Source organism: Mycobacterium sp. smrl_JER01 (assembly GCF_048513595.2).
Classification (GTDB): domain Bacteria; phylum Actinomycetota; class Actinomycetes; order Mycobacteriales; family Mycobacteriaceae; genus Mycobacterium.
Genome location: NZ_JBLXXK020000001.1, coordinates 5,609,362 through 5,635,834 on the forward strand (window position 1 = coordinate 5,609,362; position 26,473 = coordinate 5,635,834).

The 26,473-nt window shown below is 68.3% G+C and carries 29 protein-coding genes; 13 read left to right on the plus strand and 16 right to left on the minus strand.

The annotated features are described in order from the left end of the window. Positions 1-261: 261 nt before the first annotated feature. From ACNUDN_RS26415 to ACNUDN_RS26445, 7 genes are all read right to left on the minus strand, one after another. A complete protein-coding gene (locus ACNUDN_RS26415) occupies positions 262-810 on the minus strand; it encodes a Dps family protein (protein ID WP_419124644.1) in 549 nt (182 codons plus the stop codon). Between the two features lie 79 nt (positions 811-889). Then, on the minus strand, positions 890-1,801 hold the full coding sequence (locus ACNUDN_RS26420; protein WP_419124645.1) for a DNA-3-methyladenine glycosylase family protein: 912 nt from the start codon (positions 1,799-1,801) through the stop codon (positions 890-892). A 9-nt stretch (positions 1,802-1,810) separates the two neighbouring features. Then, positions 1,811-2,185, minus strand: a complete 375-nt coding sequence (locus ACNUDN_RS26425; RefSeq protein ID WP_419124646.1) for a DUF427 domain-containing protein — start codon at positions 2,183-2,185, stop codon at positions 1,811-1,813. A 39-nt stretch (positions 2,186-2,224) separates the two neighbouring features. Then, entirely contained in the window at positions 2,225-3,607 is a 1,383-nt protein-coding gene (locus ACNUDN_RS26430; protein ID WP_419124647.1) for an NAD(P)/FAD-dependent oxidoreductase, read from the minus strand. Positions 3,608-3,699: 92 nt separating this feature from the next. Further along, positions 3,700-4,749, minus strand: coding sequence for an NAD-dependent epimerase/dehydratase family protein (locus ACNUDN_RS26435; protein ID WP_419124648.1), 1,050 nt, complete (start codon positions 4,747-4,749; stop codon positions 3,700-3,702). Continuing rightward, entirely contained in the window at positions 4,746-5,255 is a 510-nt protein-coding gene (locus tag ACNUDN_RS26440; protein ID WP_419124649.1) for a nuclear transport factor 2 family protein, read from the minus strand. Before ACNUDN_RS26440 ends, ACNUDN_RS26435 begins: the two co-directional genes overlap by 4 nt. A gap of 44 nt (positions 5,256-5,299) precedes the next feature. After that, positions 5,300-5,725 (minus strand): hypothetical protein, encoded by a 426-nt coding sequence (locus ACNUDN_RS26445; RefSeq protein ID WP_419124650.1) that lies wholly within the window; start codon positions 5,723-5,725, stop codon positions 5,300-5,302. Positions 5,726-5,792: 67 nt separating this feature from the next. Here ACNUDN_RS26445 and msrB point away from each other — a divergent pair, with 67 nt between their 5' ends. Next, entirely contained in the window at positions 5,793-6,269 is a 477-nt protein-coding gene (gene msrB / locus ACNUDN_RS26450) for a peptide-methionine (R)-S-oxide reductase MsrB (protein ID WP_419124651.1), read from the plus strand. Further along, positions 6,266-6,775 (plus strand): peptide-methionine (S)-S-oxide reductase MsrA, encoded by a 510-nt coding sequence (gene msrA / locus ACNUDN_RS26455; RefSeq protein ID WP_431960946.1) that lies wholly within the window; start codon positions 6,266-6,268, stop codon positions 6,773-6,775. Before msrB ends, msrA begins: the two co-directional genes overlap by 4 nt. A gap of 8 nt (positions 6,776-6,783) precedes the next feature. On the opposite strand, the gene ACNUDN_RS26460 is transcribed toward msrA, so the two are convergent. After that, positions 6,784-8,124 carry a cytochrome P450 gene (locus ACNUDN_RS26460; RefSeq protein ID WP_419124652.1) on the minus strand — a complete coding sequence of 447 codons (1,341 nt, stop codon included), beginning with the start codon at positions 8,122-8,124 and terminating at the stop codon, positions 6,784-6,786. Positions 8,125-8,223: 99 nt separating this feature from the next. Between ACNUDN_RS26460 and ACNUDN_RS26465 the strand changes: the two genes are divergently transcribed. Next, entirely contained in the window at positions 8,224-8,817 is a 594-nt protein-coding gene (locus ACNUDN_RS26465; RefSeq protein WP_419124653.1) for a TetR/AcrR family transcriptional regulator, read from the plus strand. 14 nt (positions 8,818-8,831) lie between these two features. Here the strand turns inward: ACNUDN_RS26465 and ACNUDN_RS26470 are convergent, their stop codons facing one another. Next, positions 8,832-9,401, minus strand: a complete 570-nt coding sequence (locus ACNUDN_RS26470; RefSeq protein WP_419124654.1) for a TetR/AcrR family transcriptional regulator — start codon at positions 9,399-9,401, stop codon at positions 8,832-8,834. A 65-nt stretch (positions 9,402-9,466) separates the two neighbouring features. On the opposite strand from ACNUDN_RS26470, the gene ACNUDN_RS26475 reads away from it, so the two are divergent. Continuing rightward, positions 9,467-10,144 carry a class I SAM-dependent methyltransferase gene (locus tag ACNUDN_RS26475; protein WP_419124655.1) on the plus strand — a complete coding sequence of 226 codons (678 nt, stop codon included), beginning with the start codon at positions 9,467-9,469 and terminating at the stop codon, positions 10,142-10,144. On the opposite strand, the gene mmpH is transcribed toward ACNUDN_RS26475, so the two are convergent. The 4 genes from mmpH to ACNUDN_RS26495 form a co-directional block, all read right to left on the minus strand. Further along, positions 10,141-11,205, minus strand: coding sequence for an MMP endo-(1,4)-3-O-methyl-alpha-D-mannosidase (gene mmpH / locus ACNUDN_RS26480; RefSeq protein ID WP_419124656.1), 1,065 nt, complete (start codon positions 11,203-11,205; stop codon positions 10,141-10,143). The two genes, ACNUDN_RS26475 and mmpH, sit on opposite strands and share 4 nt — an antisense overlap. Continuing rightward, the gene (locus ACNUDN_RS26485; RefSeq protein ID WP_419124657.1) at positions 11,198-11,923 is read right to left on the minus strand and encodes a class I SAM-dependent methyltransferase; all 726 of its coding nucleotides are present in this window, start codon (positions 11,921-11,923) and stop codon (positions 11,198-11,200) included. The genes mmpH and ACNUDN_RS26485 overlap by 8 nt, the downstream gene beginning before the upstream one ends. Next, complete coding sequence (gene manT, locus ACNUDN_RS26490; RefSeq protein WP_419125324.1) at positions 11,917-13,152, minus strand: MMP alpha-(1->4)-mannosyltransferase; 1,236 nt, start codon at positions 13,150-13,152, stop codon at positions 11,917-11,919. Before manT ends, ACNUDN_RS26485 begins: the two co-directional genes overlap by 7 nt. A 184-nt stretch (positions 13,153-13,336) precedes the next feature. After that, positions 13,337-13,792 carry a TIGR03618 family F420-dependent PPOX class oxidoreductase gene (locus ACNUDN_RS26495; RefSeq protein WP_419124658.1) on the minus strand — a complete coding sequence of 152 codons (456 nt, stop codon included), beginning with the start codon at positions 13,790-13,792 and terminating at the stop codon, positions 13,337-13,339. Between the two features lie 47 nt (positions 13,793-13,839). On the opposite strand from ACNUDN_RS26495, the gene ACNUDN_RS26500 reads away from it, so the two are divergent. Next, entirely contained in the window at positions 13,840-14,142 is a 303-nt protein-coding gene (locus ACNUDN_RS26500; protein WP_419124659.1) for a hypothetical protein, read from the plus strand. A gap of 9 nt (positions 14,143-14,151) precedes the next feature. On the opposite strand, the gene ACNUDN_RS26505 is transcribed toward ACNUDN_RS26500, so the two are convergent. Further along, the gene (locus tag ACNUDN_RS26505) at positions 14,152-14,679 is read right to left on the minus strand and encodes a hypothetical protein (RefSeq protein ID WP_419124660.1); all 528 of its coding nucleotides are present in this window, start codon (positions 14,677-14,679) and stop codon (positions 14,152-14,154) included. A gap of 145 nt (positions 14,680-14,824) precedes the next feature. Between ACNUDN_RS26505 and ACNUDN_RS26510 the strand changes: the two genes are divergently transcribed. The 8 genes from ACNUDN_RS26510 to glgX all read left to right on the plus strand — a co-directional run bounded on the left by ACNUDN_RS26510 (position 14,825) and on the right by glgX (position 23,718). After that, positions 14,825-16,219 (plus strand): acyl-CoA dehydrogenase family protein, encoded by a 1,395-nt coding sequence (locus ACNUDN_RS26510; protein WP_419124661.1) that lies wholly within the window; start codon positions 14,825-14,827, stop codon positions 16,217-16,219. 216 nt (positions 16,220-16,435) lie between these two features. Further along, positions 16,436-18,292, plus strand: coding sequence for a hypothetical protein (locus ACNUDN_RS26515; protein ID WP_419124662.1), 1,857 nt, complete (start codon positions 16,436-16,438; stop codon positions 18,290-18,292). Beyond that, positions 18,289-18,438, plus strand: a complete 150-nt coding sequence (locus ACNUDN_RS26520; RefSeq protein WP_419124663.1) for a hypothetical protein — start codon at positions 18,289-18,291, stop codon at positions 18,436-18,438. Before ACNUDN_RS26515 ends, ACNUDN_RS26520 begins: the two co-directional genes overlap by 4 nt. Then, a complete protein-coding gene (locus ACNUDN_RS26525) occupies positions 18,435-18,899 on the plus strand; it encodes a hypothetical protein (protein ID WP_419124664.1) in 465 nt (154 codons plus the stop codon). The genes ACNUDN_RS26520 and ACNUDN_RS26525 overlap by 4 nt, the downstream gene beginning before the upstream one ends. Further along, positions 18,896-20,182 (plus strand): hypothetical protein, encoded by a 1,287-nt coding sequence (locus tag ACNUDN_RS26530; protein WP_419124665.1) that lies wholly within the window; start codon positions 18,896-18,898, stop codon positions 20,180-20,182. The genes ACNUDN_RS26525 and ACNUDN_RS26530 overlap by 4 nt, the downstream gene beginning before the upstream one ends. A gap of 56 nt (positions 20,183-20,238) precedes the next feature. Next, complete coding sequence (locus ACNUDN_RS26535; protein ID WP_419124666.1) at positions 20,239-20,916, plus strand: PAS and ANTAR domain-containing protein; 678 nt, start codon at positions 20,239-20,241, stop codon at positions 20,914-20,916. Beyond that, positions 20,913-21,473: an isochorismatase family protein gene (locus tag ACNUDN_RS26540; RefSeq protein WP_419124667.1), complete on the plus strand. Its 561-nt coding sequence runs from the start codon at positions 20,913-20,915 to the stop codon at positions 21,471-21,473. Before ACNUDN_RS26535 ends, ACNUDN_RS26540 begins: the two co-directional genes overlap by 4 nt. A gap of 85 nt (positions 21,474-21,558) precedes the next feature. Continuing rightward, complete coding sequence (gene glgX, locus ACNUDN_RS26545) at positions 21,559-23,718, plus strand: glycogen debranching protein GlgX (protein ID WP_419124668.1); 2,160 nt, start codon at positions 21,559-21,561, stop codon at positions 23,716-23,718. Positions 23,719-23,919: 201 nt separating this feature from the next. Here glgX and ACNUDN_RS26550 read toward each other — a convergent pair whose 3' ends face one another. Continuing rightward, positions 23,920-25,269, minus strand: coding sequence for a maltokinase N-terminal cap-like domain-containing protein (locus ACNUDN_RS26550; RefSeq protein WP_419124669.1), 1,350 nt, complete (start codon positions 25,267-25,269; stop codon positions 23,920-23,922). Between the two features lie 50 nt (positions 25,270-25,319). Next, positions 25,320-26,390: a hypothetical protein gene (locus tag ACNUDN_RS26555; protein ID WP_419124670.1), complete on the minus strand. Its 1,071-nt coding sequence runs from the start codon at positions 26,388-26,390 to the stop codon at positions 25,320-25,322. Between the last annotated feature and the right edge of the window lie 83 nt (positions 26,391-26,473).

Sequence of the window (26,473 nt, forward strand, 5' to 3'; positions counted from 1 at the left end):
ACCGCCCACGGGAATCTCTGTACTGCGGTGACAAGCCAGCTGAACTTTGCGCAAAGACTATCTGGATTCTTAGGAATCCGCCGCCGACGGGCCGAGGGCGGCAGACCGGGATCTGCCGCAGGCCGGCAAACTCGGCCGACCTGGCCCACACCGGCGGGACGCGGCCACGGCCGCTGTGCGGCACCATCTTTGACAAAACCGCCGAGGAACCCGCCGCCCACCCGGTGTGGGGCGACGTGCTCCTCGGCGGCCGTCGGGGCGTTACGAGTTCTGCTTGGCCTTCGAGGCGGCGGCCTTCTCGGTGGAAGCGCCCTCGGTGACCAACTGACCGCCCGAGTTCTCCAGATGGGCCCGGACAAACCACTGGAACTTCTCCAGCTCACCGGCATGCGAGATGAGCATGTCCTGGGAGACCAGGTCGAGTTCCTCGAGCCGCTCGATGCTCTTGCGGGTGTCCTCGATGACGCCGGTGTAGACGAGGTCCAGGGCCGCCAGGTGGGCCTGGACGGTGTCGCGGGCCACCGAGTAGTCGTCCCAGGTGCGATCGTTGATGATGGCCCCCGGGGTGCCCAGCGGTGAAGTGCCGAGTGCCGCGATGCGCTCGGCCACCTCGTCGGCGTAGCCACGAACCAGGTCGACCTGTGGGTCGATCATCTCGTGAACACCGATGAAGTTGGGCCCCACCACATTCCAGTGCACATGCTTGAGGGTGAGGTGCAGGTCGTTGTACCTGCTGAGCGCTTTCTGCAGCAGCTCGGCGACTTCGGCCCCCTGCTTGTCGGACAGGCCGGGAACGGTGAACGCAGTCATTGCTTGCTCCTTCGCACGATCGACTGTCCCGCCCCGTGTACCCGGGTGTGTGGGCAGGTAATCACCGGTGACGCGGAGGTCACAGATCGGCCAGCCGCGGTATCGGCAGACGGGGTCCGAAGCGGGGTTGGTATGCCAGACCGCTGACCTCCAGCAGCCGCACCGCCCGGTGGCGGTGCGGCCGCAGCGGTTCCAGGAGCTCGACCATCTGCGCATCGTCGATGGGGTGCCCGAGCAGGGTCCAGCCGACCACCTTGGCTAGGTGGTAGTCCCCGACCGAGAGCGCATCGGCATCACCGAACGCGCGCTGCGCGGTCTCGGCGGCTGTCCAGATCCCGACCCCGGGCAGTGACATCATCGCGGCCCGGGCCGCTTCGGCGGACCGGTCGACGAGCCGTTCCAGCGCGTCGGCGCGCTGGGCGCAACCGACGACCGTGCGCGCCCGTCCCGGGTCGACGTTGGCCAGGTGAAATTCCCAGGAGGGCACCCGCCGCCAGGCCTGCGCCGTCGGCGGTACCCGCATATGGGTCGGGGCCGGCCCGGGAGCCGGGGCACCGTAGCGCGTCACCAGTCGGCGCCACGCGGCGAACGCGTCCTTGCCGACCACGCGTTGTTCGAGAACCGCGGGGATCAGCGCCTCCAGGACCCGACCGGTGCGCCCCAGCCGCAGCTGCGGCGCCGCGCGCAGCGCGCGGGCAACCGTCGGCTCCTGCGGATCGAAGCCGGAGGCGTCGTCGTCGGCGCCCAGCATCGCGGGCAGTGCGTCGGTGAACTCGGCCGCACCCGGCCCCCACGCTTCGCAGTCCACGGTGCTGCGGCTGCTGAGGCTGATCCGGGCCGTGACGGCACCGCTGGGCATCAGACTGGTCCGCCAGATCGCGCCGTCGGCGGCGTCGTGGTGGCAGGGATCTGCCCGTCCCCGGCGAAGCGGGGACAGCGTCCAGCCGGGACTTGCCAGGCCGGCGAACACCACGCTGGCCGAACTGCGCATCGCCACAGCCTAGGGGGCCACGCTGACATCGGCCTTGTCGGCGTAGAACGCGACATGTCCGGCGATCTGCGCCACCGCCGGGTACGGATTCCGGTACGTCCAGATGGCGTCCGCGATCGTGTCCCCGCCCGCGGTGATGTCGAAGTACTCGGCGTCGCCCTTGAAGGGGCAGTACGTCGCGGTGGCACTGGGCGAGAGCCGGTCGCCCTGCACGTCGCCGATCGGAATGTACTGCACCGCAGGGTAAGACGCCTCCTGCAGGGTCAGCGCCGCATCCGTCTCGGCGACGACGTCACCGTTGACTGTGACGACGACGTGCCGACCGGTCGGGACGATGGTGATCGGGTGTGCTGCGGTGGGTTCCAGGACGGGTCGCTCGGTCATAGACCCATTGAACGCCTGCCGGCGGATCTTGTAACGGGCCTAGTGCGGCCGGCCGGCGATTTTGTCGGCGACGACCGCGATCGGTGACGTGCGTCGGGCGCCCCGCGCCTCGTGCCAGTCGGCGGCCTGGTAGGCCAGGTACATGCCCCGGACCCCCAGCCACCGCAGCGGCTCGGGCTCCCACTTCTTGGAGCGGTGGCCGACCCAGGGCAGCCCGGTCAGCGGCGAGTCGTTTCCCATGACGAGGTCGGTCAGTGTGCGCGCCGCCAGATTGGTCGCGGTGACACCGTGCCCGACGTAGCCGCCCGCCCAGCCGAGCCCGCTCCGGCTGTCGAAGTCCACGCCGGCCTCCCAGTCGCGGGGGACGGCCAGCACACCACACCACCCGTGTGCCACCGGGACCCGCGACACCTGGGGCAGGATCGCCCGCAGGGTCGCACTGAGGTGCTTGATGGTGCGTTCGGGCACCCGACCGTCCCGGTCGGTGCGCGACCCGAACCGGTAGGGCACGCTACGTCCGCCGATCGCGATCCGGTCGTCGACCGTGCGCTGGGCGTAGAAGAAGCCGTGAGCGCTGTCGCCTACCGTCTCCCTGCCCTGCCACCCGATGGTCTCCCACAGCTCTGCAGATAGGGGTTCGGTCGCGATCATCGAACTGTTCATCGGCAGCCAGCGCCGCTTCAAACCGGGCAGCCCCGCGGTGAAACCCTCGGTGGCCCGCAGCACGACGTCCGCGGTCACCGTCCCCCATGCGGTCGCGGCCCGTCCCGGACCTATCTCGGTGACCGGGGACCGTTCGTAGATGACGACACCGAGCCGCTCGGCCGCATCGGCCAGCCCGCGCACCAGATGTGCCGGCTGGATCCGTGCGCAGTGCGGGTTGTGATAGGCCGCGGTGACACCGTCGAACCGGATGCGTTGCGCCGCTTCGGCTGCGCTCAGCGCTTCGATACCGTCCACCTGCCAGCGCCGCTCTGCCTGGATGGCGGCGGCCAGTCGGGACGCCTGTGCGGCATTGCGCGCCACCTCCAGCGTGCCACCTTTGACGATGCCCGCGTCGATACCCTCGCGGTCGGCGACCTCGATCACCTCGTCGACCGCGTCGTTGAGCGCCCGCTGCCAGGCGATCACCGCGTCGCGTCCGTACTGCCGCGCCATCCGCTCTCGATCGCCGGGAACCAGCCCGGACAGCCAGCCGCCGTTGCGGCCCGAGGCACCGAAACCGGCGAACCGGGCCTCCAGCACCACGATGCGCAGGGACGGGTCGGCACGCTTGAGGTAATAGGCCGTCCACAGCCCGGTGTAGCCTGCGCCGACGATGCAGACATCGGCCTCCCGGCTCCCCGGCAGTGGCGCCCGGCTGATGGGAAGCCGGTCGAACCAGTGGGACACGTGGCCGTTCACGGGCGGGCGAGTGAGCACCGTTGAATTGTCGCAGTCGTCTGAATTATCGCAGCCGTCGGCGCGAGGGCGATGCCGGAGTGCACGAGGACGCTCGCGCGCCGGGTCGCGTCTCAGCCGTCGACCGTGCGGGCCCGCCTGGCGTTTCGCAGGCCCACCCAGAACTTCGCCGCTTCGCGGATGGACTCCTCGACCGGACGCGGTTGCCACCCGAGTTCGCGCCTGGCCTTGCTGCAGTCCACCGGCGCTTCGGCCCGCATCAGCCGCAGCGAATCCAGCGACAGCCGCTCGTCGGTTCCCTGCAGCCGCGCTTTGAGGCTGCCCAGCGCGGCCATCGCGTACGACAGCGGGAGCGGGACCGCTCGACTCGGTGCGGGCACACCGGCCGCCTCGGCCGCGATCCGCACCACCTCGGCGTTGGCGATCATCTTCTCCGAGATCAGATAACGCTCGCCGATCCGTCCCCGCTCGGCGGCCAGCACCAGCGCCCGAGCGGCGTCGTCGACACCGACGGCTTCCAGTTCGATCCCGCTCAACACGAAGGGCAGCTTTCCGTACGCGGCGCCGGCGATGATCGCGCCGTGCGGGGTACGACCCCAGTCCCCGGCCCCGTAGGTGGTCGACACACACATCGCCACGGCCGGCAGTCCGCGCTCGCGCGCATAGGCCAGGACGAGGTTCTCGGCCTGAACCCGGGAACGGACGTAGGGGGTCAGCCCGCGATCGGAGATCACGTCCTGCTCGGAGGCAACCCGCCCGCGTCTCCGCCCCACGGTGACGTAGCTGCTGGTGAAGACGAACTTCCGCAGTGTTGCAGCCACCTCCGGTTCGACCGCGATGTCGAGGACGTTGCGGGTGCCCTCGACATTGGTCCGGAACAGCGGCGCCGGGTCCCGCAACCAGCCGCGGGTGTCGACGACGCAGTAATACACGACCTCGCACCCCGTCATGGCTGCGCGCAGCACATCGTCGCTGAAGATGTCGCCGACGAAACGCGTCACGTCCAGATCGTCGATGCCGGTGGTGTGGGCGCCGTCGCGCACCATCACCCGCACCTGGCCACCGGCCTCGACGAGTTGGCGGGTGACGTGGCTGCCCAGATAGCCGTTGGCGCCGATGACCAGTGCCGGGCCCCGGGACCCGGCGGGATGGGGTTCGGTCACCGCGGCTGCCGCCCGTATTTGGCCATCCACTCTGCCGCGACATCGGGCAGCGTGCCCAGTTCCTGTGCCTTCGCGCACCACTTCGCCGTCGCGGAGACGAACCGCAACGGGTTGTAGATGTCCTCCTGACGGCACCACCTGCCGTCGCCGGCATAGGTCACGATCGAGATGTTGGTGGCGCTGATGACGGTGCCGTCGCCGGGGTCGCGCATCGGATTGTCCAGCTCGCAGATCACCCGCCCGGTCGGTTCGTCGACCACGCTCCAGCGCGACGGGAACGACGTCATATAGCTGCCCGGGAACGTCTCCATCGTGCGCCAGATCCAGGGCCGAACCTCTTCGCGGCCACGCATGGTGCCGGCCGCGTGTTCGATGTAGAGCACGTCGTCGGTGTACTGGTCGACCCAGGGATCCCAGTCCCGGGTCTGTGCGGCACGGTCGACCGTCTTCTCGAACTCCGCGAACGCCTCGACCAACTCGTCTCGCGTGAAAGTGCTGCCCGTCACACCGAAAAATAGAACACGTTCTACCCGCGCTTGTCGAGGGCCTGCTACGTCAGGCTCAGCACCCGGCGCTGCCCGAGCGGCTGCTGCAGCGGTACATCGACGGCGCCGAACAGGGCGATCGCGATGCAGGCGCGGTCGACGGCCTGCGGCAACGTCCCGGTACGCAGGTCGACGAGCACCTCGTCGTCGCGCTCGTCGACGGTGGCGGTGACGCCGTAGCACTCGGGCGTGCCGGTGGTGAAGTGCAACCGCAGCACGCGCTCGTCGAGCGTTCGGCTCCACGCCTGCGGCCGCGTCGGATAGGAGTTCACGATCGCCGGGTCGTCGACGAACATCGCCGTGGGTGTACCCGGCGGCGTCTCCGGGATCAGCACCGGGCCGGGCGGTTGCGCGGCACCGGCTCCGGCGACAGCCAGCAACATCACTCCCCACAGCACCACGACGCCGAAGGCACGCATCCCCACACGCATCCCAGAAGCCTAGCCAGGGGCGCCGGCCAGGGATTAAAACCGCAGCACAGAAGGTTGTACCGACGCCATGACACAGCCATACGAAAAGCACCCGGATGCGCTCGACGCGCTCTCAGCCGAGCAGTACCACGTCACCCAACGCAACGGCACCGAACGTCCGTTCACCGGTGAGTACTGGGACAATCACGAACCTGGCATCTACGTCGACGTGGTATCCGGTGAACCGCTGTTCGCCTCGGTCGACAAATTCGAAAGTGGTTCGGGCTGGCCCAGCTTCACCCGGCCACTGGAGGCGGAGAACATCGTGAGCAAGCGCGATTTCTCGCACTTGATGATCCGCACCGAGGTGCGCTCGACGCACGCCGACAGTCATCTGGGCCACGTCTTCACCGACGGTCCGCGCGAGCAGGGTGGACTGCGTTACTGCATCAACTCCGCGGCGCTGCGGTTCATCCACCTCGACGACCTCGAAGCGCAGGGCTATGGGCAGTACCGTGGATTATTCAGTGCTTCTGAGAAAGCCATCGAGAAGGAGCAAGCGTGAGCGACTACAAGCGGGCCGTCCTGGCGGGCGGATGCTTCTGGGGTATGCAGGACCTGATCCGTAAGCAACCCGGCGTCGTGTCGACGCGGGTGGGCTACACGGGAGGTCGCAACGACCACCCGACCTACCGCAACCATCCCGGCCACGCCGAGGCGATCGAGATCGTCTACGACCCGACACAGACCGATTACCGGGCCCTGTTGGAGTTCTTCTTTCAGATCCACGATCCCACGACGAAGGACCGGCAGGGTAACGACGTCGGGACCAGCTACCGGTCGGAGATCTTCTACGTCGACGACGAGCAGCGTCAGATCGCGCTGGACACCATCGCCGATGTGGACGCGTCAGGGCTGTGGCCGGGAAAGGTTGTCACCGACGTGAGCCCGGCACCCGATTTCTGGGAGGCCGAGCCCGAACACCAGGACTACCTCCAGCGCTACCCGAGCGGTTACACCTGCCATTTCCCGCGGCCCGGCTGGAAGCTGCCCAAACGCGCTGAAGTGTAGTTCCCGGCTCAGCGGCGGCGCATCACCACGCGGCCGCCCTGGGCCGGGGTGTAGGCCACTCCCCGGGAGTGCATCTTTTCCCCCGGGGCGGTGGTCGTCTCGATCACGAAGTGTCGCAGCACCGTCCGCAGCACGATGTCCATCTCCACATTGGCGAAGACGGCACCCACGCATCGACGGGTGCCGCCGCCGAACGGAAGGTGTGCGAACGTGTTCGGCCGCTGACCGATGAACCGCTGCGGGTCGAAACGCTCCGGCTCGGGGAAGTCCTGACTGCGGTGGTGCACCTCCCCGATCGCGACGACGATCGAATACCCCTGCGGGATCACCCATTCGCCGAGTTCGAAGGTCGGCGCGTAGACGTGGCGGCCCGCGAAGTCGATCACGGTGCGAGACCGCTGAATCTCCAGCAGCGTCGCCTGCCGGAACTCGTTGCCGTCGGTGTCGGCCTCGGCGACCAGCCGGGCCAGCACGTCGGAGTGGCGGCTAATCCGCTCGAAGGCCCACCCCAGCGTCGCCGCGGTGGTCTCATGGCCCGCCGCCAACAGGGTCAGAAGCTCGTCTCCGATGTCCTGGCGTGACATCGTCGAGCCGTCCTCGTAGGTGCTGCGCAGCAGCAGAGCCAGGATGTCGGCGCGGGTGTCGAAGTGCGGATCGGCCTGCACGGCGTCGATGAGGCGGCCGATCACCTCGTCGTAGCGGCGCCGGTAGGCGGCCAGCCTGCCCCACGGACTGAAGCGGCCGTAGGTACGCCGGGGGGTGGGCAGAACCGCAAGCCGTGAGCCGAGGGTGACCCACGGCGGAATGATCCGGCGCAGTTCGTCCAGATGTGCGCCGTCGGCGCCGAACACCGCTCGCAGAATCGCGTTCAGGGTGATCCGCATCATCGGCTCGAGGGTTTCGAACGGTCGCCCCTCCGGCCAGTTCGCCGCCTCGCGCAGCGTCTCCTCCTCGAAGATCTGCTCGTAATTCTTGATGCTCTTGCCGTGGAACGGCGGGGTGAGCAGCCTCCGGCGGCGGCGGTGGTCGGTGCCGTCGAGCGCGAACACCGACCCCGAACCGAGCACCCGGGACAGATTGGGCTGAATATTGCCCACGTCGTCGGTGTTGGCTGCGAACAACTGCTTGGCCAGCGCCGGATCGGTGACGATCACCGTCGGCCCGAACACCGGCAGCGTCATGGTGAAGACATCTCCGTATCGGCGCACGATCTGGCCTACTGTCCGCTGCCGGGACACCGAGAAGGCCAGCCCCTGTGCGAACTTGGGGATGCGTGGTGTCGGCGGTAGTCGCGACGGTCGAGCCGAGGTGGTGGCGGCACGCGGTGCGGTGAGGGTTACATCGCTCATCGGACTCCCCGATCGTCACGTGGTACCGCGGTGTACCACCGTATAGTTCCGGTACGGTACCGCTTGGTACCACCAGGGTGCAAGGGCGGATTGACGAGAATGACGACACCGGCACCGGCCGGTCCTACGACGTCGACGGCCGACCGTCTGCTCGACGGCCTGACCTCGGCCATCGTCGAGCGCGGATACCGCGACAGCACCGTGGCCGACGTCGTCCGGCACGCCCGCACCTCCAAACGCACGTTCTACGAACAGTTCGCCGGCAAACAGGAGTGTCTGATCGAGTTGCTGCGCCGCAACAACTCCGACCTGATCACCGGCATCGAGGCGGCAGTGGATTCCGAGGCCGACTGGCGGGTGCAGATTCGCCAGGCGGTGGATGCCTACGTCGATCACATCAGCGCCCGCCCCGCTCTCACGCTGTGCTGGATTCGGGAGGCACCCGCACTCGGCGCGGCGGCACAGCCACTGCATCGTCAGGTGATGCACGACCTGACCGGGCTGCTGGTCTCGTTGACGAGCAACGCCGGGTTCCGGCGTGCGGGCCTGCGGCCTGTCACGCCGCCGATCGCACTCATCCTGCTGGGCGGATTACGGGAACTCACAGCGCTTTTCGTCGAGGACGGGCGCGATATAGCGGGCCTGATCCAGCCCGCGGTGGCTGCGGCGACCGCTCTGGTCGGCGCCCGCTGACGCCCCGGGGACCCTCAACCCAGCATCAGCCGGGCCGACTTCTCCAACCGCGCCGCGATCTCCGGATAGGACGAGTGCCCCATCCCGGCGCGCACCAGCGCGCCCGAGTAGAGCATCTCGAGGGCGTCGATGACGTCAGGATCGACATCGGCGCCGAGTGCCGCCGCGAGCCGGTCCCGGATGTCGCGACCGATGCGCAACCGCAACACGTCGACGTCGGGATCCTTGCCCAGCAGCGAGGTCGTCACCGCACCGGCGAACTCGGGCTCGTCGGCGACCAGCGAGGAGATGTGCGCGAGCACCTCGGTGACCCGGGTTGCCGGGTCACCGGAGCCGTGCTCGACCCCTGGCGAGCCGGCCAGCCGGCGCCAGAACACCTCGGCAACCAGATGTTCTTTCGACGAGAAGTAGGTGTAGGCGGTGGCCGCGCCCACCCCGGCCTCCGCGGCGACACGACGTACGGTCAGGCCGGCGAAACCCTCCCGGCGGAGCAACTCGACCGCCGCACGCCCCAGACGGTCCACCGTATCGGCCTGCCTGGCCGTCAGACGACGCCGAGTCGACTCCAGAGCCGGATCGGACACATGTCCGGACGCTACTACAACAAACCGGGAACCACTAGGGCAGGGCAACGGTAAGTTGGACCGCGATGACTGACACCGACACCGTCCTGCCTCCTGCCGCAGCAGCCCTTTTCGAGCTTGCCGAACGGGTCACCGGGTTCATGCCCGCCGACGAGGGGCGGGCGCTCTACGACACCGCGCTGGAGTACCTGGCCGACGGCATCGGCGTCGAGATCGGCACGTACTGCGGCAAGTCCACGGTGATGCTCGGCGCCGCGGCGCAACAGACCGGCGGCCTGATCTACACCGTCGACCATCATCACGGCTCGGAGGAACACCAGGCCGGTTGGGAGTACCACGATTCCACGCTGGTGGACCCGGTCACCGGTCTTTTCGACACGCTGCCCACCCTGCGCCACACCCTCGATGCCGCGGGTCTCGACGAGAACCTCGTGGCCGTGGTCGGCCGCTCGCCGGTGGTGGCCCGCGGTTGGCGAACTCCGTTGCGGCTGCTGTTCATCGACGGCGGCCACACCGAGGAGGCGGCCAACCGCGACTTCGCCGGCTGGGCGCCGTGGGTTGACCTCGGCGCTGCACTGGTCATCCACGACGTGTTCCCGGACCCCGCCGACGGTGGCCGGGCCCCGTTCCTGATCTACCGGCGCGCTCTGGACACCGGAGACTTCCGCGAGGTGCGGGCGGTGGGATCGATGCGAGTGCTCGAACGGGTTTCCGGCGGGCCGGGAGCCCTCGGCACAGGCTAGCGATCGCTGGTCGCGCACTCGCAATCATATTCGCCCTCAAGGCCTCTGGGCAGATCGAGACAGCGGAAGATTCCACTGGCCGGCGTGGTCGACGACAGCGCATCGGCGGCCAGGATCACCGCGGCGCCCGTCCAGGTGGTGCGTTCCACCGGCCAGCGCTTGCCGTCGGAATACACCAAGCCGGTCCAGTACGAGCCGTCCTCCTCGCGCAGATGATGCATGGCGGCGAACTGCTCGTGGGCACGCGCCCTATCCCCGATGGCCTCCAAAGCCATGACCAACTCGCAGGTTTCGGCGCCGGTCACCCACGGGCGGTCGTCTACGCATCGGATCCCCAGGCCCGGCACCACGAAGTCGTGCCATCGCTCCTCGATGCGAGACCGCGCCCGCGGCCCGCGCAGCGCGCCGCCGAGAATCGGGTAGTACCACTCCATCGACCAGCGGTCCTTGGTCACGAAGCCTTCGGGGTGGTCGGCGATCGCGTGGCCGAGTCGGCCCACCGCGACCTCCCACTCCGGTTGCGGATTGCCGACATGGTCGGCGAGCGCCAGGGCGCAGCGGATGCTGTGGTAGATGCTCGCACATCCGGTCAGCAGGGCTTCCTGGGCAGCGCCGGAAGGCCCTCGGGCCCAAGCGATTTCACCGGTGCTGAACTGCAGCTGGAGAACGAAGTCGATGGCCTTGGCAACCACCGGCCACATCGACTCGGCGAAAGTGCGATCACCGGTGACCAGCACGTGGTGCCACACCCCGGTGGCGATGTAGGCGCAGAAGTTGCTGTCGCTGTTGGCGTCCTCGATGATCCCATTGCGGACCTGGATCGGCCAGCTCCCGTCCGGGCGCTGCGTGATACGCGACCATTCGAACGCCGCGCGCGCAGGCTCCACCAATCCCGCCACGGTGAGTGCCATCGCGTTCTCGATGTGGTCCCACGGGTCGGTGTGCCCGCCCACCGACCACGGGATCGCACCGCTGGACTCCTGAGTCGCGGCTATCGATTCAGCGGTCTGCCGACATTGAGCCGGCGTGAACACGCCCGGCACACCGGGGATGTCATGCATCGGCAGATGGGGGCTTCCTGAAATAGAGCGCCACACTCTTGCCGATCAGCGGGTTCAGCGCCGCCTCGGCCGTCCGCGTCAGCCACGGGCGCGACATCATGTCCCAGACCAACAGCTTGTGGTACGCCAAGACCATCGGATGATCGTTCTTCTCGGTCCCGACAGCGCATTTCAGCCACCAGTACGGGGAGTGCAGAGCGTGGGCGTGGTGGGTGTGGGTCAGGCGCAGCCCGTGGGCGACCACTTTGTCGCGGAGTTCGTCGGCCCGGTAGATGCGGATGTGGCCACCCTCGTTGGCGTGGTACTCGTCCGAGAGCGCCCAGCAGATCCGCTCGGGCAGCCAGCGCGGAACCGTGATCGCCAGTGCGCCTCCGGGTTTGAGTACCCGGACGAGTTGCGCGATCGCCTGATCATCGTCGGGGACGTGCTCCAGGATCTCCGAGGCGATGACGCAGTCGAAGGTGCCGTCGGCATACGGCAGGTCCAGGGCGTCCCCCTTGACCGCCTCGCCCTTGGCCGACGCAGGAACCTCGCCCTGCTTCTTCATGGCCTGCAGGATCTCGTCCACATCGTTGAGATCCGACACGCTCTGGTCGAAACCGATGACGTCGGCACCCCGCCTGAATGCCTCGAACGTGTGCCGGCCGGCACCACATCCCACGTCGATGACCTTGGTTCCGGCTCCCACGCCGAGTCGGTCGAAATCCACGGTCAGCATGCGGCGACCCTTTCACGGGCCCGGTCGTACACCGCGACGGTCTGTGCGGCCACCGACTCCCAACTGAAAACCTCCAGCGCCCGCCGCCGGCCGTTGGAACCGAGCCTGCGCAGCTCCATCGGTGAGTCGAGCAGTTCTCCGAGAACGGCGGTGAGCTCGTCGACGTCGGCAGGTCTCACCAGCCGTGCGCACTCGCCGTCGGCGCCCACCACCTCGGGCAACGCACCAGCCCGGCTCGCCACGATCGGGGTACCGCTGGCCATCGCCTCCACAGCGGGCAACGAGAACCCCTCGTAGAGCGACGGGATGCACGCCACCTCAGCCGATGCCAGCAGGCCCGCCAATTCGGAGTCGGTCAGTCCGCTGGAGCTGTGCACGATGTCCGAGATGCCCAGCTCGGCGATGAGTTTCTCGGTCGGGCCGTTGGGCTCCAATTTGGCGACGAGCTGGAGCTCGAGGTCGCGTTCGACGCGCAACCGGGCGACCGCGTGCAGGAGATGACTGACGCCCTTGAGTGGCACATCGGCGCTCGCGATCGCGATGATGCGATTGCGCACCCGCTGTTCGGCGGGTCCGAACAGCTCGGTGTCCACACCCAGCGGCACCACATGCAGCTGGTCGGGGTCGACCGCGAAATCCTCGATGATGTCGGCTGCCGAGGTCGACGACACCGTCAGCAGTTCGGGGATCCGGCGGGCGACCTGCTTCTGCATCTCCGCGAAGCCGTACCAGCGCCGAACCAGCGGCTTGCGCCACCATGGCGCGGCGGCGACGTCCACCACCCGGTCCCGGGTGATCGGATGATGCACGGTGGCCACCACCGGCAGGCCCGTCGCCGCGATGTCGAGCAGCCCGCTACCGAGGCACTGGTTGTCATGGACGACGTCGAACTCGTCGCGGCGGTCGGCCAGCAGCCGGGCGACCCGCATACTGAACGTCTTGGGCTCCGGGAAGCCCGCGGTCCATGTGGTCAGAAGTTCGAGGAGGTCGATGCCGGTCTTGATCTCACTCGGCCGCGGAACGCGGAACGGGTCCGGCTCGCGGTAGAGGTCCAGGCTCGGCACCTCGGTCAACCGCACCCGGGGATCGAGCCCGTCGGGGTAGGGCTGACCGGAGAAGACCTCGACGTCGTGGCCGAGCTCGACCAGCCCCCGGCTCAGGTGACGGACGTAGACGCCTTGGCCGCCGCAGTGGGTTTTGCTCCGGTAGGACAGCAACGCGATGCGCATACTCATCTCATCGGGCCTGGAGAGCGGCGCAGAGCCGGCCGAATCGTATGGAGCAAGGAATCCGCACCCTCCTGGACATGTGTCCAGACTATAGTTTGACGTGCTAGCAGACGCAATTTGTCCGTCCGCTCTGACTACCACAGTTCCGGTGGTCCGTCCCTTCCGGCCTCGCCGGCCCGGCGTGCTACTGCGGCGGGAACCCGCCCGTGGCCACCGGCCCCCAGCGCTGCGGGGTGACCCGGATCAGACACTTCTGTTGATCGAGCATCGCCTGCCGGTATTCCTCCCAGTCCGGGTGCTCACCGGACACCGACCGGAAGTACTCGACGAGCGGTTCCAGAGCCGCCGGCAGATCCACGATCTCGGCATGGCCGTCGACCTGCACATAGGGTCCGTCGAAGTCGTCGGACAACACCACCACGCTGGCGCGGCGGCGACGCCTGATGTTGGCCGCCTTGGCGCGCAGCGGGTAGGTCGCGATGACGATGCGCCCATCGGCGTCCACCCCACCGGTCACCGGGGAACTCTGCAGGGATTCTCCGGCCCGGAAGGTGGTGAGCACCATCCGGTGGCGGGGACGGATGAAGTCGAGTAGCTCGGGCAGCGTGACCACCTCGGCGGTGGCGAACTTGCGGGCCATCACCCGAGCTTATCGACGTGTCGGACCCCACCCCTACGCTGTCGAACATGAGTTCGAAGAAAGATTGGACCGCGGCCCTCGACGCCGTGGATCACGCCCACCGGTCGGTGGCCGCACTGGCCTTCCACACATTGCGTCCGGTCGATCAGCGGGCCCTGCTGGTCGCGTTGGACGAGCTGGCGAAGCTGCTGACCGCGCGGCAGCGCCACCTGCTCGCGCAGATGACCGCGGGTCCGCCGCCCGTCGAGTTCGCCGGCGCGCCGTGGGCCGATGTGCTGGCCCGGCGGCTCCGCATCTCGGTCGGCGAGGCTCAGCGCCGCATCGCCGATGCGGGGGCGGCTCCGACCTAGCCGTATGCACTAGCCCGGGAGCCGCGGCAGCACGAACGCGAACGGACGCGGGTAGCCCACGCCGGTCAGGTGCGCCGCCCGGATCGCCTCGACGCCGACTGTGCGGACGTCTCCCGACGAGGGTTCGTAGCACCGGACCGCCCCGTCGGTCGCGTCGACGATCAGGATCCAGTGCCTGGGGATGCACCGCCCGACCAGCATGGCCACCGGCCACCCGGACGCGGCCGCCGACAGCACATCGGTGAGTTCATCGCGACGTCCGCGCCACAGGCGCCACCGGTAGACGACGCCACGAACACGTGAGCGGACGGTGACAGCCCGCGCCATCCCCCGCGGCGTGGTCCCCAACGACCTCGGCCACACCCGGTTCACCGACGCGTGGACTCGGCCTTGTTCCGCGCCGAACCAGATGGCAGCGTCGGGTCCCGACAGCGACTGTCCATACACCGGATCGAGCATCGCGCCCGCGATGACCGCGACAGTCGGACCGCACGTGATGGTGTCACGTTGTCGAAACTGCGCCGGCCGGATCTTCATCGACATCCTTCGCGGTGGATTTCCCGTCGACGGTGGGTACCCGCCACCCTAGGCCGGTGGAGGCCGGTGATGAACCTGTCTCTGCGCTGCCTGCCGATCTGCCAAATCAGTTGCCGTAGCACGCGATGCCCGGGGAGGGCGGCCGATGACGTTCGACATCACACCCACCGCAGCGCAACACGATCTGGCTCGGCGCACACACGAATTCGCCGAGCAGGTGATCAGACCGGTGGCCGCCGATTACGACCAACGGCAGGAATTCCCGTGGCCGGTGCTGGAGGAGGCGGCACGGCAGGGGTTCTACAGTCCGCTGTTCTACCGCGACCTCATCGGGGATCCGACCGGACTGTCGCTGCCGATGTTCATGGAGGAGTTGTTCTGGGGTTGCGCCGGCATCGGTCTGGCCGTCGTCATGCCCGCACTGGCGCTCTCGGCGATCGGTCAGGCCGCCTCGCCGGAGCAGATGCTGCAATGGGCGCCGGAATGCTTCGGCACCCCCGGCGACCTCAAACTGGCCGCCTTGGCGATCTCGGAACCCGAAGGCGGCAGCGATGTCCGCAACCTGCGCACCACGGCGCGCCGGGACGGTTCGGGTCCCGATGCCGACTGGATCATCGACGGGCACAAGATGTGGATCGGCAACGGCGGCATCGCCAATGTGCACGTCGTCAACGCCGTGGTGGATCAGGAACTCGGGCACAAGGGCCAAGCACTGTTCATCGTGCCCGGCGGCACACCGGGTCTGGATATGGTGCGCAAGCTCGACAAGCTCGGCTGCCGAGCCTCACACACCGCCGAACTGAAGTTCACCGGCGTGCGGGTGCCCGCCGACCATCTGCTGGGTGGACAGGAGAAGCTCGACCACAAGCTGGCGCGCGCCCGCGAAGCCGTCGAGGGAGCACGACATTCCGGGTCGGCAACCCTCGGCACCTTTGAGCAGACCCGTCCGATGGTGGCCGCGCAGGCGCTCGGCATCGCCAGGGCCGCCCTCGAGTACGCCACCGAATACGCCAATCGCCGGGAGGCGTTCGGGGCGCCCATCATCGACAACCAGGGCATCTCGTTCCCGTTGGCCGATCTGGCCACCGGCCTGGACGCCGCCCGGCTACTCACCTGGCGGGCGTCCTGGATGGCGGCCACCGGAGTTCCGTTCGAACGCGGGGAGGGCTCGATGTCGAAGTTGGCGGCCAGCGAGCTCGCGGTCCGCACCACCGAGCGCGCCATTCAGACCATGGGCGGCTGGGGTTACGTCAAGGACCATCCCGTGGAGAAGTGGTATCGGGACGCCAAGCTGTACACCATCTTCGAAGGCACCAGCGAGATCCAGCGCATCGTGATATCCAATGCACTCGGCGCGGCGGACGGCAGACCACCGTTGCACGTGGACCTGGAGCCCACCGGCGGTCCGATCAACCGGATGTTCGGACGCGGTACTCCGGCCCGCACCCAGGTCGCCGCGTCGGCGCTGTCGATGAAAGACCGCATTCCCGCCCCGATGATGCAGTTGGCGATGAGGGTTCTCCGGCCGCCGCGCACGTGAGCCCGGCTGCCGCCCTGCCCGGTGGCGGCCCCGCACGCCGGCGCCCATGACCCGGCGTTCACACAGTTCAGCACCGTTTAAGTCCCCACCGTGAGCCGGCGGCAACCGCCCGGACACCAGCACACCCGGAGGTTTCGCAAAAACCCGGTACCGCAGGTTTCGCATGGGAAGCTTCTGGCAATATTACTCACCAGTCAGGTGTCGGGAGGGATGACGATGGAGTTTTCTCTGCACGCGGTTTCCGTGCTGGCGCAGCCGTCGGGGGGTGACGAGGGCGGCGGTGCCGCGCTGAGCGAGATCATCGCGTTGTCGGTGGCGGGCGCCGTCGTGACCGCGATCCTGCTGTGGATCGGTTACCTGCACCGCAGCCACAAGATCTCCTGGCTGACCAGCCTGGCCGACTGGTCCGGGCGCCGTTTCAAGCGGCCGTCCTGGGTGGCTCTGCCGGTCGCCATGTTCACCTCGTCGATCATCTGCGCGCTGTTCGGTTTCATCTGGGACGTGAGCCTGCACATCGGCGACGGCCGCGACGACGGCGCGCTGGCCAACCCGGCCCACTACTTCATCCTGATCGGCCTGTTCGGCATCTTCGTGGCCGGATGCACCGCGATGGTGCTGCCCAGGGGGGCAGATGACCGGCCCGGTCCGGCCGCGGTGCGCATCACCGACGACTGGTACGCACCGGTCGGCGGCATCGTGATGGCCGGCTGCGGCCTCTATGCGCTACTCGGTTTCCCGCTCGACGACATCTGGCACCGCATCTTCGGCCAGGACGTGACGCTGTGGGGGCCGACCCACCTGATGATGATCGGCGGCGCCGGGTTCTCGACGCTGGCCGCGGCGTTTCTGGAGTACGAGGGCAGACGCGCCTCCGGTCCCGACCGGCCGCGTGACGGTCTGGGGCTGCGGTTCATGCTCTACCTCGCCTTCGCCGGTGTGCTGATCGGCGCGTCGGTCTACCAGATCGAGTTCGACTTCGGTGTCCCGCAGTTCCGTCAGGTGTTCCAGCCGATGCTGATCGCCGCCGCAGCGGCTCTGGCGCTGGTCTGCGCCCGCATCTTCCTCGGCCGGGGCGCCGCGCTGATCGCGGCCGTGATCGCCATCGGACTGCGCGGCATCGTCGCGTTCCTGGTGGCACCTGTGCTCGACGCCCCGGTCAACTGGTTCCCGCTCTACCTCGGGGCCGCGGTCGTGGTCGAACTGCTGGCGCTGACCGCGCTGTTCAAACGGCCGGTCATCTTCGGCGCGGTGGCCGGACTGGGCATCGCGACCGTCGGACTGTGGCTCGAATCGCTGTGGATCAACACCGTCTACCCGCTGCAGTGGCCGATGAGCATCTGGCCCGAAGCGCTGGCGATGTCGATCCCGGTCGCCGTGCTCGTGGGTGCGTGCGGCGCCATGGTCGGCATGGTGCTGACCGGCCAACGCCTGCCCCGCCGCGCCATCGGCGTCAGCCTGGTGGCACTCACCGTGCTCGCACTCGGGGGTGCTGCCGCCAACGGCCTGTCTTACGACACTCCCGAGAACGCGACCGCATCGGTCACGCTGACCGAAGCCGAACCCGTCAACGGTCAACGTCACGTCACCGCCGACATCCGTTTCAACCCGCCCGACGTCATCAGCGACGACCCGAACTGGGTGGCGGTCCTGGGCTGGCAGGGCGGCCTGGAGAACGAAAGAGGACAGTTCATCGACCGCCTCGAACGAGTCGGTGACGGGCACTACCGGTCCACCGCGCCCATGCCGGTCGCGGGCACCTGGAAGACCCTGCTGCGCGTGCACGACGGCAGCACGCTCACCGCGGTGCCGATCTTCCTCGCCGGCGACCCGGGTATCGGTGCCGAGGAGGTGCCGGCCGAGGCACAGTTCACCCGGCCGTTCGTCTCGGAGATCACCATTCTGCAGCGCGAGCGCAGCCCCGACATCCCGGCGTCGCTGTGGTTCATCGGCTGCCTGATCGTCCTGGTCTGCTCGCTGGCGATGGTCGCCGGCATCGCCTGGGGTGCCGGCCGGATCAACAACAGTGAACCCCAGGGCAGCGAGGCGCAGTTCCAGCCGAGCGCCCAGTCATGACCGGTCAGCCCGACGTCGCGCTGCTGGCCGACCATCCCATCTGGCTGGCGGTTCCGGCGTTCGCACCGGCGATCGTGGTGGCCGGTGTCATCGTCTACATCGCCGCCAAGAACCGACGCCGGCCCGACAACCCGGGAGAACAGTGATCACCGCACGACGACATCGGCACCGGGGCGCACAGCTCATCCTTGCGGTCGGTGCGGCGGCGCTGCTGGCGGCCGGCTGCGCTGGCACCAATGAGTCCGCAAGCGGCGCAACGAGTCCCGGCTCGGCCCCGGCCGAGGTGACGACCGGCGCGCCGGCCGGGACTCCGATGATCTCAGACGCCCAGTCACCTCCCGACCAGCTCGTGATCGACGTGGTGATCGAAGCCGGCCAGGTGACCCCGACCAACCAGCAATTGCGGGCCTCGGTCAACGAACCGATCGTGGTGCGGGTGGCCAGCGATGCGACCGACGAACTGCACGTGCACTCCACGCCGGAGCACACCTTCGCCGTCGGTATCGGACCCGCCCAGACCTTCCAGTTCACCGTCGAGGTTCCGGGCCGGGTGGACGTCGAATTACACACGCTGCACACGACGATCGCGACGATCCAGGTGCAGTGAGCGCACAAGTTCTCGCGCACGGTCTGGGTGGTTCCACCGACCTGCCCATCCCGTTCACCTATGCGCTCATCGGAGCGGCCTGGGCGCTGACGTTCACCTTCGCTGTGGTGGCGTTCGCCTGGCGCAGTCCGCGGTTCTCGGCGGACAAACCGGCGTTCCCGTTGCCGCACTGGGTCACCCGCGCGGTCGACGCGCCGGTGACACGGTGGACACTGGCGACGGTGGCGCTGCTGGCGGCCGGATGGGTCGCGGTGGCCACCATCCGGGGGCCGCAGACTTCGCAGAACGCGCTGCCGGGTGTGTTTTACGTGCTGCTCTGGGTCGGCGTTGTGGCGTTGTCGGTGCTGTTCGGCCCGGTGTGGCGGGTGCTCTCGCCGGTGCGCGCCCTGCACCGATTCCTCGGCCACCGTTCGTTGGGCCGCAGCTACCCCCCGGCATTGGGCTACTGGCCGGCCGCGGCCGGCCTGTTCGCCTTCGTCTGGCTCGAGCTGGCCAGCCCGGATCCCGGTTCGCTCACCGCAATCCGGGTCTGGCTGCTGGTCTATCTGGCGGTGACGTTGGCCGGCGCGCTGTGGTGCGGACCCCGGTGGTGCGCCCGCGCGGATCCGTTCGAGGTGTACAGCGGCGTGGCCGCCCGCCTGTCCCCGATGCGCCGGAATACCGACGGCCGCATCGCGATCGGCAATCCGTTCGACCATCTGCTGTCGCTTCCGGTGCGGCCGGGCATCGTCGCCGTACTTGCGGTCCTGCTGGGCTCGACAGCCTTCGACAGCTACTCGGCGACACCACAGTTCCGTAATTTCGTCGACGGGGTGACCGATTCGGCGGCAGCCGCCAGCGCGGTGCGCACAGTCGCCCTGGTGGTGTTCGTCGGTGTCGTGGCCGGCACGTTCAGCGCGGCGGCCCGGTGCACGGGCGGAGTGGACGCGCGCACGCGGCGGGAGCTGCCCGGGCTGCTGGCGCATTCGTTGATCCCGATCGTGATCGGATACGTCTTCGCCCATTACCTGACCTATCTGGTGGAACGTGGCCAACAGACGGTGTACCGCCTGCTCGGGCGGCCCGACGCCGAGGTGGTCTACCTGCTCTCCATGCACCCGGCGGTGCTGGCGACGCTGAAGGTCGGTTTCGTGGTGGCCGGCCACATCGCCGGTGTGATCGCCGCGCATGACCGGGCGCTGGCGGTACTTCCGGCCCGGCACCAGTTGACCGGGCAATTGGCGATGATGCTGGTGATGGTCGGCTACACCTTCACCGGACTGTATTTGCTGTTCGGGGGATGAGTTGTCGAGCAATGACATTAGAGTTCGGCCATGACGTCAGATTCAGGGTCCGCAGTGTGACCAGCGATGACTCGGTGGAGCAGGCGCTCGCCGGGGGAGCTCCGCAGCGGGTCGGATGGTTCCGGTTCTACTTCGCCGACGAGCGCTGGGAGTGGTCCGAGCAAGTGCAGATCCTGCACGGTTACGAGCCGGGAACGGTGACACCGACGACCGAACTGGTGCTGGCACACAAGCATCCCGAAGACCGTCAGCAGGTCGCGGCCACCCTGGAGGAGATGCGGCGCACCCACCGGTCGTTTTCCACCCGGCACCGCATCATCGACACCCGCGGCGACACCCACGAGGTCGTGGTGATCGGCGATCAGCTGCTCGACGAGACCGGCCGCCTGGTCGGCACGCACGGCTTCTACGTCGACATGACTCCCACCGACGCCCAGGCCAAGGCGATGATGAGCGCGGCGCTGGCGGAGATCACCGAGAACCGCGCGGTGATCGAACAGGTCAAAGGGATGCTCATGTTGATCTACCGGGTCGACGACCAGTCGGCGTTCGAGCTGTTGCGGTGGCGGTCCCAGGAGACCAACGTGAAGTTGCGGGTGCTGGCCGAACAGTTGCTGGCCGATTATGGCGCGCTGGTGTATGAGGAGTCGCTGCCGCCGCGGGCGACGTTCGACCACCTGCTGTTGACCGCGCACCAGCGGGTCGCGCGCTCCGGCGATACCGTGGACGGATGACGTCGAACAGGGCACTCATCATCGTCGATGTGCAGAACGACTTCTGCGAGGGCGGCTCGCTGGCGGTTGCCGGAGGTGCGGCGGTGGCCCGCGCGATCAACGACCTGCTCGCCACCGCGCCGGGATATGACCACGTGGTGGCCACCAAGGACTTCCACATCGATCCCGGTCCGCACTTCTCCGACCACCCCGACTTCGTCGACTCCTGGCCGGTGCACTGTGTCGCGCAGACCGCCGGGGCGGAGTTTCACCCCGACCTCGACACCACCCCGATCGAGGCGGTGTTCAAGAAGGGGCACTACTCGGCCGCCTACAGCGGGTTCGAGGGCACCCTCGACGCGGGCGGTTCGCTGGCCGAATGGCTGCGGGACCGCGACGTCACGGCCGTCGACGTGGTCGGAATCGCGACCGACCACTGCGTCAAGGCCACCGCCGCGGACGCGGTCGCGGCGGGTTTCACCACCCGGGTGCTGCTGGATCTGACCGCAGGGGTCTCCCTCGCGACCACCACCGCGGCGGTCGGCGAGCTGCGCGACGCCGGAGTCGAGATCCTGTGAGGTAATCGACGGTTGCGTCGGCCCTTGCCTGGGCATCCCCTATCGTCGCTATCGCAGTTTCTGCGCCTATTTCAGGAGAACCCAGTTGACCCAATTCGCCGGTACGTCGGGCACCACCATTGCGCCGGAACTGTGGCCGGGCAAGGCCTACCCGCTCGGGTCCACCTACGACGGGTCCGGCACCAACTTCGCCCTGTTCAGTGAGGCTGCCGACAAGGTGGAGCTGTGCCTGTTCGACGCAGACGGCACCGAAAGCCGGGTCACGCTGCCCGAGGTCGACGGCTTCGTGTGGCACGGCTTCATCCCCAACATCGAGCCCGGCCAGCGCTACGGCTACCGGGTTCACGGCCCGTACGATCCGGCCAACGGACTGCGCTGCAACCCCAACAAGCTGTTGCTCGACCCGTACTCGAAGGCCATCGACGGGAACTTCGACTGGAACCAGTCGCTGTTCTCGTACGACTTCGGTGACCCGGACAGCCGCAACGACGACGACTCGGCTCAGAGCATGCCGAAGTCGGTGGTCATCAACCCGTACTTCGACTGGGGTGTCGACCGCCCGCCCGGCCACGAGTACGCCGACACGGTGATCTATGAAGCCCACGTCAAAGGCCTCACTCAGACCCACCCCGACATCCCCGAACAGATCCGCGGAACGTACGCGGCCGTCGCGCACCCGGCCATCATCGAGCACCTCACCTCGCTCGGAGTGAACGCCATCGAGTTGATGCCGGTGCACCACTTCGCCAACGACTCGACCTTGATCGAGAAGGGGTTGTCCAACTACTGGGGTTACAACACCATCGGCTTCTTCGCCCCGGATTCGAAGTACAGCTCCAACCCGAACCCGGGCGGGCAGGTGCAGGAGTTCAAGGCGATGGTCCGGGCGCTGCACGAGGCGGGCATCGAGGTGATCCTCGACGTCGTCTACAACCACACCGCCGAGGGCAACCACCTGGGGCCGACGTTGTCGATGCGCGGCATCGACAACGCCGCGTACTACCACCTCGTCGACGACGACAAGCGCTACTACATGGACTACACCGGAACCGGCAACAGCCTGAACGTGAGCCATCCGCACGCCCTGCAGCTGCTGATGGACTCGCTGCGGTATTGGGTCACCGAAATGCACGTCGACGGCTTCCGTTTCGACCTGGCCTCCACCCTGGCCCGCGAGTTCTACGAGGTGGACCGACTGGCCACCTTCTTCGAACTCGTCCAGCAGGACCCGACGGTCAGCCAGGTCAAGCTGATCGCCGAACCATGGGACGTCGGGCCGGGCGGCTACCAGGTCGGCAACTTCCCGCCACAGTGGACCGAGTGGAACGGCAAGTACCGCGACACCGTGCGTGACTTCTGGCGCGGCGAGCCGGCCACCCTCGACGAGTTCGCCTACCGCCTCACCGGGTCGGCCGACCTCTACGAGCACACCGCGCGGCGTCCGGTCGCGTCGATCAACTTCGTCATCGCCCACGACGGTTTCACGCTGCGTGATCTGGTGTCCTACAACGAGAAGCACAACGAAGCCAACGGCGAGGACAACAACGACGGCGAGAGCCACAACCGGTCCTGGAACTGCGGGGTCGAAGGACCCACCGACGATCCGGAGGTGCTCGCCCTGCGGTCGCGGCAGGAACGGAACTTCCTGACCACGCTGTTGCTGTCGCAGGGTGTGCCGATGATCTGCCACGGCGACGAACTCGGCCGCACCCAGGGCGGCAACAACAACGGGTACTGCCAGGACAACGAGATCACCTGGATCGACTGGTCGACCGCCGACGCCGATCTGCTGGAGTTCACCCGGACCGTGTCCCGGCTGCGCGCCGACCATCCGGTCTTCCGCCGGCGCCGCTTCTTCAGCGGCAAGCCGGTGGGCCGACGTGGTCAGGCCGGTCTGCCCGACATCGCCTGGTTCACCCCCGAGGGGGCCGAGATGACCGGCGAGGATTGGGGTTCGGGTTTCGCCAAGTCGGTCGGTGTGTACCTCAACGGCCACGGCATACCCGATATGGACACCCGCGGGCAGCGGGTCATCGACGATTCGTTCCTGCTGTTCTTCAACGCCCATCACGAGCCGATCGAGTTCACCCTGCCGGCCGAAGAGTTTGCGGCGTCGTGGGAGCCCGTCGTCTGCTCTGCCGAGCCGGTGGCGCCCGAACCCGGCCAGTCGCATCAGGCCGGCGCCACGTTGTCCGTCGACGCCAGAACAGTGCTGGTGTTACGGGCCGAGGCAACTGCGGGCTGAAAACTGTTGTGCGCCATCACGCTTAGCGCCGAGTTGACCCGATTCCGGGCCGCCGTGTGTTAACTTGATCGTGCTGTTGCAACCGTGGCCGTCGAGTCGACAGCGGGTGTTCCCGTCTGTCGCCGGCCGGGCGGGCCGGATGTAGGAGCCGAAGAGCGGCGGCGCCCTACCCGGCGGCCACGGTTGCCAGCTTGTGTGCTGTCAGCTGAGGATGCGCGCAATCGACCGCATCGGGATGGGCAGCCAGGTCGGGCGGAAACGCGCCTCGTAGGCCGCTTCGTAGACCGCCTTGTCGAGTTCGTAGGCGGCCAGCACCTCGCCGTGGTCGCGCGGGTCGGTGCCGGAGACCGACGCGTACCCGGCGCAGAACGCCGAGCTGTTGCGGTCCACCCAGTCACGGGCTCGGGTGGCGAGCCGATCGCTGCCGTCCTGGTCAGGCCCCAGCTCCACCAACCGCTGGTAGGCCGCATACTCGAAGGACCGCAGCACACCGGCCACGTCACGCAGCGGCGAGTCCGGCCGCCGACGCTCCTCCAGCGGCTGACCGGGTTCACCCTCGAAGTCGATCAGCAGCCAGTTCTCCGGTGTGCGCAGCACCTGCCCCAGGTGCAGATCCCCATGCACTCGCTGCACCGTGATCGTCGTGTCGGCGAGTTGTCGGTAGCGCTGCCCGATGGCTGTCACCCGGTCGGCGAGTTCCGGCGCCGCGTGGGCGGCTGACGCCAGTCGGGCCAGCACCGTGTCGACCGGGAACGGCTCGGTCGACACCCCGAGGGCCTCGGCCAGCGTGGCGTGCACCGACGCCACCGCCGCACCGAGCCGGTGGGATTCGTCGGCGAAGTCGCTCCCGACCTCGTCGGCGAACAACTCCTGGGCGCTGGCGGTGGCCATGTCCCAGCCCTCGACGCTGTTGGCCGCGAACGCGGCCACCATGCCCAGCGCGCACGGTGGCGTCCCCGGACCTGCCCAGCTGGTCTCGTAGGACCCGAGCAGTGCCGCGACGTGCGGGTTGCCGGCGCGGGCAAGTACCCGGTTGAGCTCGATGTCGGGGTTGATCCCTGGCGTCACCTGGCGAAACACCTTGAGCATCGCGTCTTTTCCGAAGATCACGCTGGTGTTGCTCTGCTCGGCGCTCGACACCTTCGGCGGGGCGGTCACCGGCAGAGTCGCGCCCGGCTCCCTGCTGAATCGCAGATCCGCGACGGTGGCCGAGGAGTCGATCAGACCCAGCAGGGTGCGGGCGGCCTCCGGGTCATACAGCGCGTCGTAGGCGGTGCGCTTGCCTGCGGGACCGCTGTCGGTACCGATCACCGTACCGATCACGGTGGCCGCTGGCGCCTCGCCGGCCGCGCTGTCCGTCGCCCCGGCCTCCCAGCGCACCAGCAGCTGGTAACGCTCGGTGGTGCCGTCGGTGTAGGTGACGTCGAGCAGCACGTGCTCGAGGTCTGCGCCGAGCGGAGTTACCGTCGCGGGCACGGCCGAGGCGAGGTCGCGGCTGCGGCCGGCGTACCAGCGGCGGTGAACGATCCAATCGCCGAATGCCAGCGTCATGCTGTGGAACCTACCCAGCTCGCCCGGAAAGGAATCACGCGCGATTCTTCTCAGGGCAGGAAGCGCTCGGCTCCCGCCGTCCTGACAAAGCGGGTGCTGTTGGCCTGCCGGTAGCCGATCACCCCTCCGCTGAAGGTCAGGAACAGCAGCCCGGCCGCGCCGGGCAGTGCCACGGCCGCGATCTCGGCGAGGGTCGGGTTCGTCACGCCGCGCGGGTAGGCACCCACCCTGGTGGTCTGACCGCTCATCGCGGTCGCCGCCGGCGGGGCCGTCGCACCGGGTGTCGGCGGCACCGAGCCGCGTATCGCCGGTGTCCGTACCCCGGCTGCCCCCGGTTGGGTGATGCCGGGCCCGACGGTGGCGCCGGGTGTCCCGGGCTCGGCCCGGACGGTCCTGCCGGCGATTGTGCCGGTGCGGGGCACGGTGACCAGTGGGGCGCGGAACACCATCGGCTCGGAATAGGTGCCTGGGCCACCTCCACCGGCGGTGCCCGTGGTGGCGTCGGCGACCGGCGCCTCCTCCTGGGTGCGGAACGCCGGCCCGGGTGGGGCCGGGGCCGGGGTGGGGACGATCTGCAGAGCCCGCAGGAAGTCACCGAGCGTGGGCACCGGGATCGTCACCGTGGTGTAGAACGTCGAGGGCGTGGGCCAGCCGCCCATCGGGATCTCCCCGGCGGCGGGTAACCGGAAGAACGGCACCGAGACCGAACTGCTGAACGGCGATTCCCGCAGCGCGGGAGCGGGCCGCGGCTTCTGCGCGGGCGGCTCGGTGCGGCTGCCCGAGCTACCCGTTCCCGCATCCGATTCCTGGATGCGGGTGGGTTCGGGGACGCGGGAAGCGTCCTCGTCCGGATCGTCGGAATCGTCGGAATCGTCGTCGACCGGACCCGCGGAATCGTCGGGCTGGCCGGACGGTGCCGAACTGCCACCGCCGGTCCCGTCGGTCCCGCCGGTCCCGCCGGTGTCGCCGGACCCCTGGCCGCCCGGACCTTCGGACTGCTGGCTGGACGAGTCGGTGTCCCCGGGCTCGGCGACAGCCGGAATCGCGGTCACCCCGCCGAAGACACCGGTCACGGTCAGCGCACCGGCAACCGCGAGAGTGCGCAGTGCGGGGCCGGGCATGGCACCTCCATCTCCGGAGGATTCGTCGCTGTCACGAGGTGGGGAACTGCCGCAATTCTCGCACATCGCGTCACAGGCCCGCG

Coding starts and splice junctions, on each gene's coding strand:
- ACNUDN_RS26415 (WP_419124644.1), bottom strand. CDS start 810: ATGACTGCGTTCACCGTTCCCGGCCTGTCCGACAAGCAGGGGGCCGAA.
- ACNUDN_RS26420 (WP_419124645.1), bottom strand. CDS start 1,801: ATGCGCAGTTCGGCCAGCGTGGTGTTCGCCGGCCTGGCAAGTCCCGGC.
- ACNUDN_RS26425 (WP_419124646.1), bottom strand. CDS start 2,185: ATGACCGAGCGACCCGTCCTGGAACCCACCGCAGCACACCCGATCACC.
- ACNUDN_RS26445 (WP_419124650.1), bottom strand. CDS start 5,725: ATGCGTGTGGGGATGCGTGCCTTCGGCGTCGTGGTGCTGTGGGGAGTG.
- msrB (WP_419124651.1), top strand. CDS start 5,793: ATGACACAGCCATACGAAAAGCACCCGGATGCGCTCGACGCGCTCTCA.
- ACNUDN_RS26460 (WP_419124652.1), bottom strand. CDS start 8,124: ATGAGCGATGTAACCCTCACCGCACCGCGTGCCGCCACCACCTCGGCT.
- ACNUDN_RS26465 (WP_419124653.1), top strand. CDS start 8,224: ATGACGACACCGGCACCGGCCGGTCCTACGACGTCGACGGCCGACCGT.
- ACNUDN_RS26475 (WP_419124655.1), top strand. CDS start 9,467: ATGACTGACACCGACACCGTCCTGCCTCCTGCCGCAGCAGCCCTTTTC.
- mmpH (WP_419124656.1), bottom strand. CDS start 11,205: ATGCATGACATCCCCGGTGTGCCGGGCGTGTTCACGCCGGCTCAATGT.
- ACNUDN_RS26485 (WP_419124657.1), bottom strand. CDS start 11,923: ATGCTGACCGTGGATTTCGACCGACTCGGCGTGGGAGCCGGAACCAAG.
- manT (WP_419125324.1), bottom strand. CDS start 13,152: ATGCGCATCGCGTTGCTGTCCTACCGGAGCAAAACCCACTGCGGCGGC.
- ACNUDN_RS26495 (WP_419124658.1), bottom strand. CDS start 13,792: ATGGCCCGCAAGTTCGCCACCGCCGAGGTGGTCACGCTGCCCGAGCTA.
- ACNUDN_RS26500 (WP_419124659.1), top strand. CDS start 13,840: ATGAGTTCGAAGAAAGATTGGACCGCGGCCCTCGACGCCGTGGATCAC.
- ACNUDN_RS26505 (WP_419124660.1), bottom strand. CDS start 14,679: ATGAAGATCCGGCCGGCGCAGTTTCGACAACGTGACACCATCACGTGC.
- ACNUDN_RS26510 (WP_419124661.1), top strand. CDS start 14,825: ATGACGTTCGACATCACACCCACCGCAGCGCAACACGATCTGGCTCGG.
- ACNUDN_RS26515 (WP_419124662.1), top strand. CDS start 16,436: ATGGAGTTTTCTCTGCACGCGGTTTCCGTGCTGGCGCAGCCGTCGGGG.
- ACNUDN_RS26520 (WP_419124663.1), top strand. CDS start 18,289: ATGACCGGTCAGCCCGACGTCGCGCTGCTGGCCGACCATCCCATCTGG.
- ACNUDN_RS26540 (WP_419124667.1), top strand. CDS start 20,913: ATGACGTCGAACAGGGCACTCATCATCGTCGATGTGCAGAACGACTTC.
- ACNUDN_RS26550 (WP_419124669.1), bottom strand. CDS start 25,269: ATGACGCTGGCATTCGGCGATTGGATCGTTCACCGCCGCTGGTACGCC.
- ACNUDN_RS26555 (WP_419124670.1), bottom strand. CDS start 26,390: ATGCCCGGCCCCGCACTGCGCACTCTCGCGGTTGCCGGTGCGCTGACC.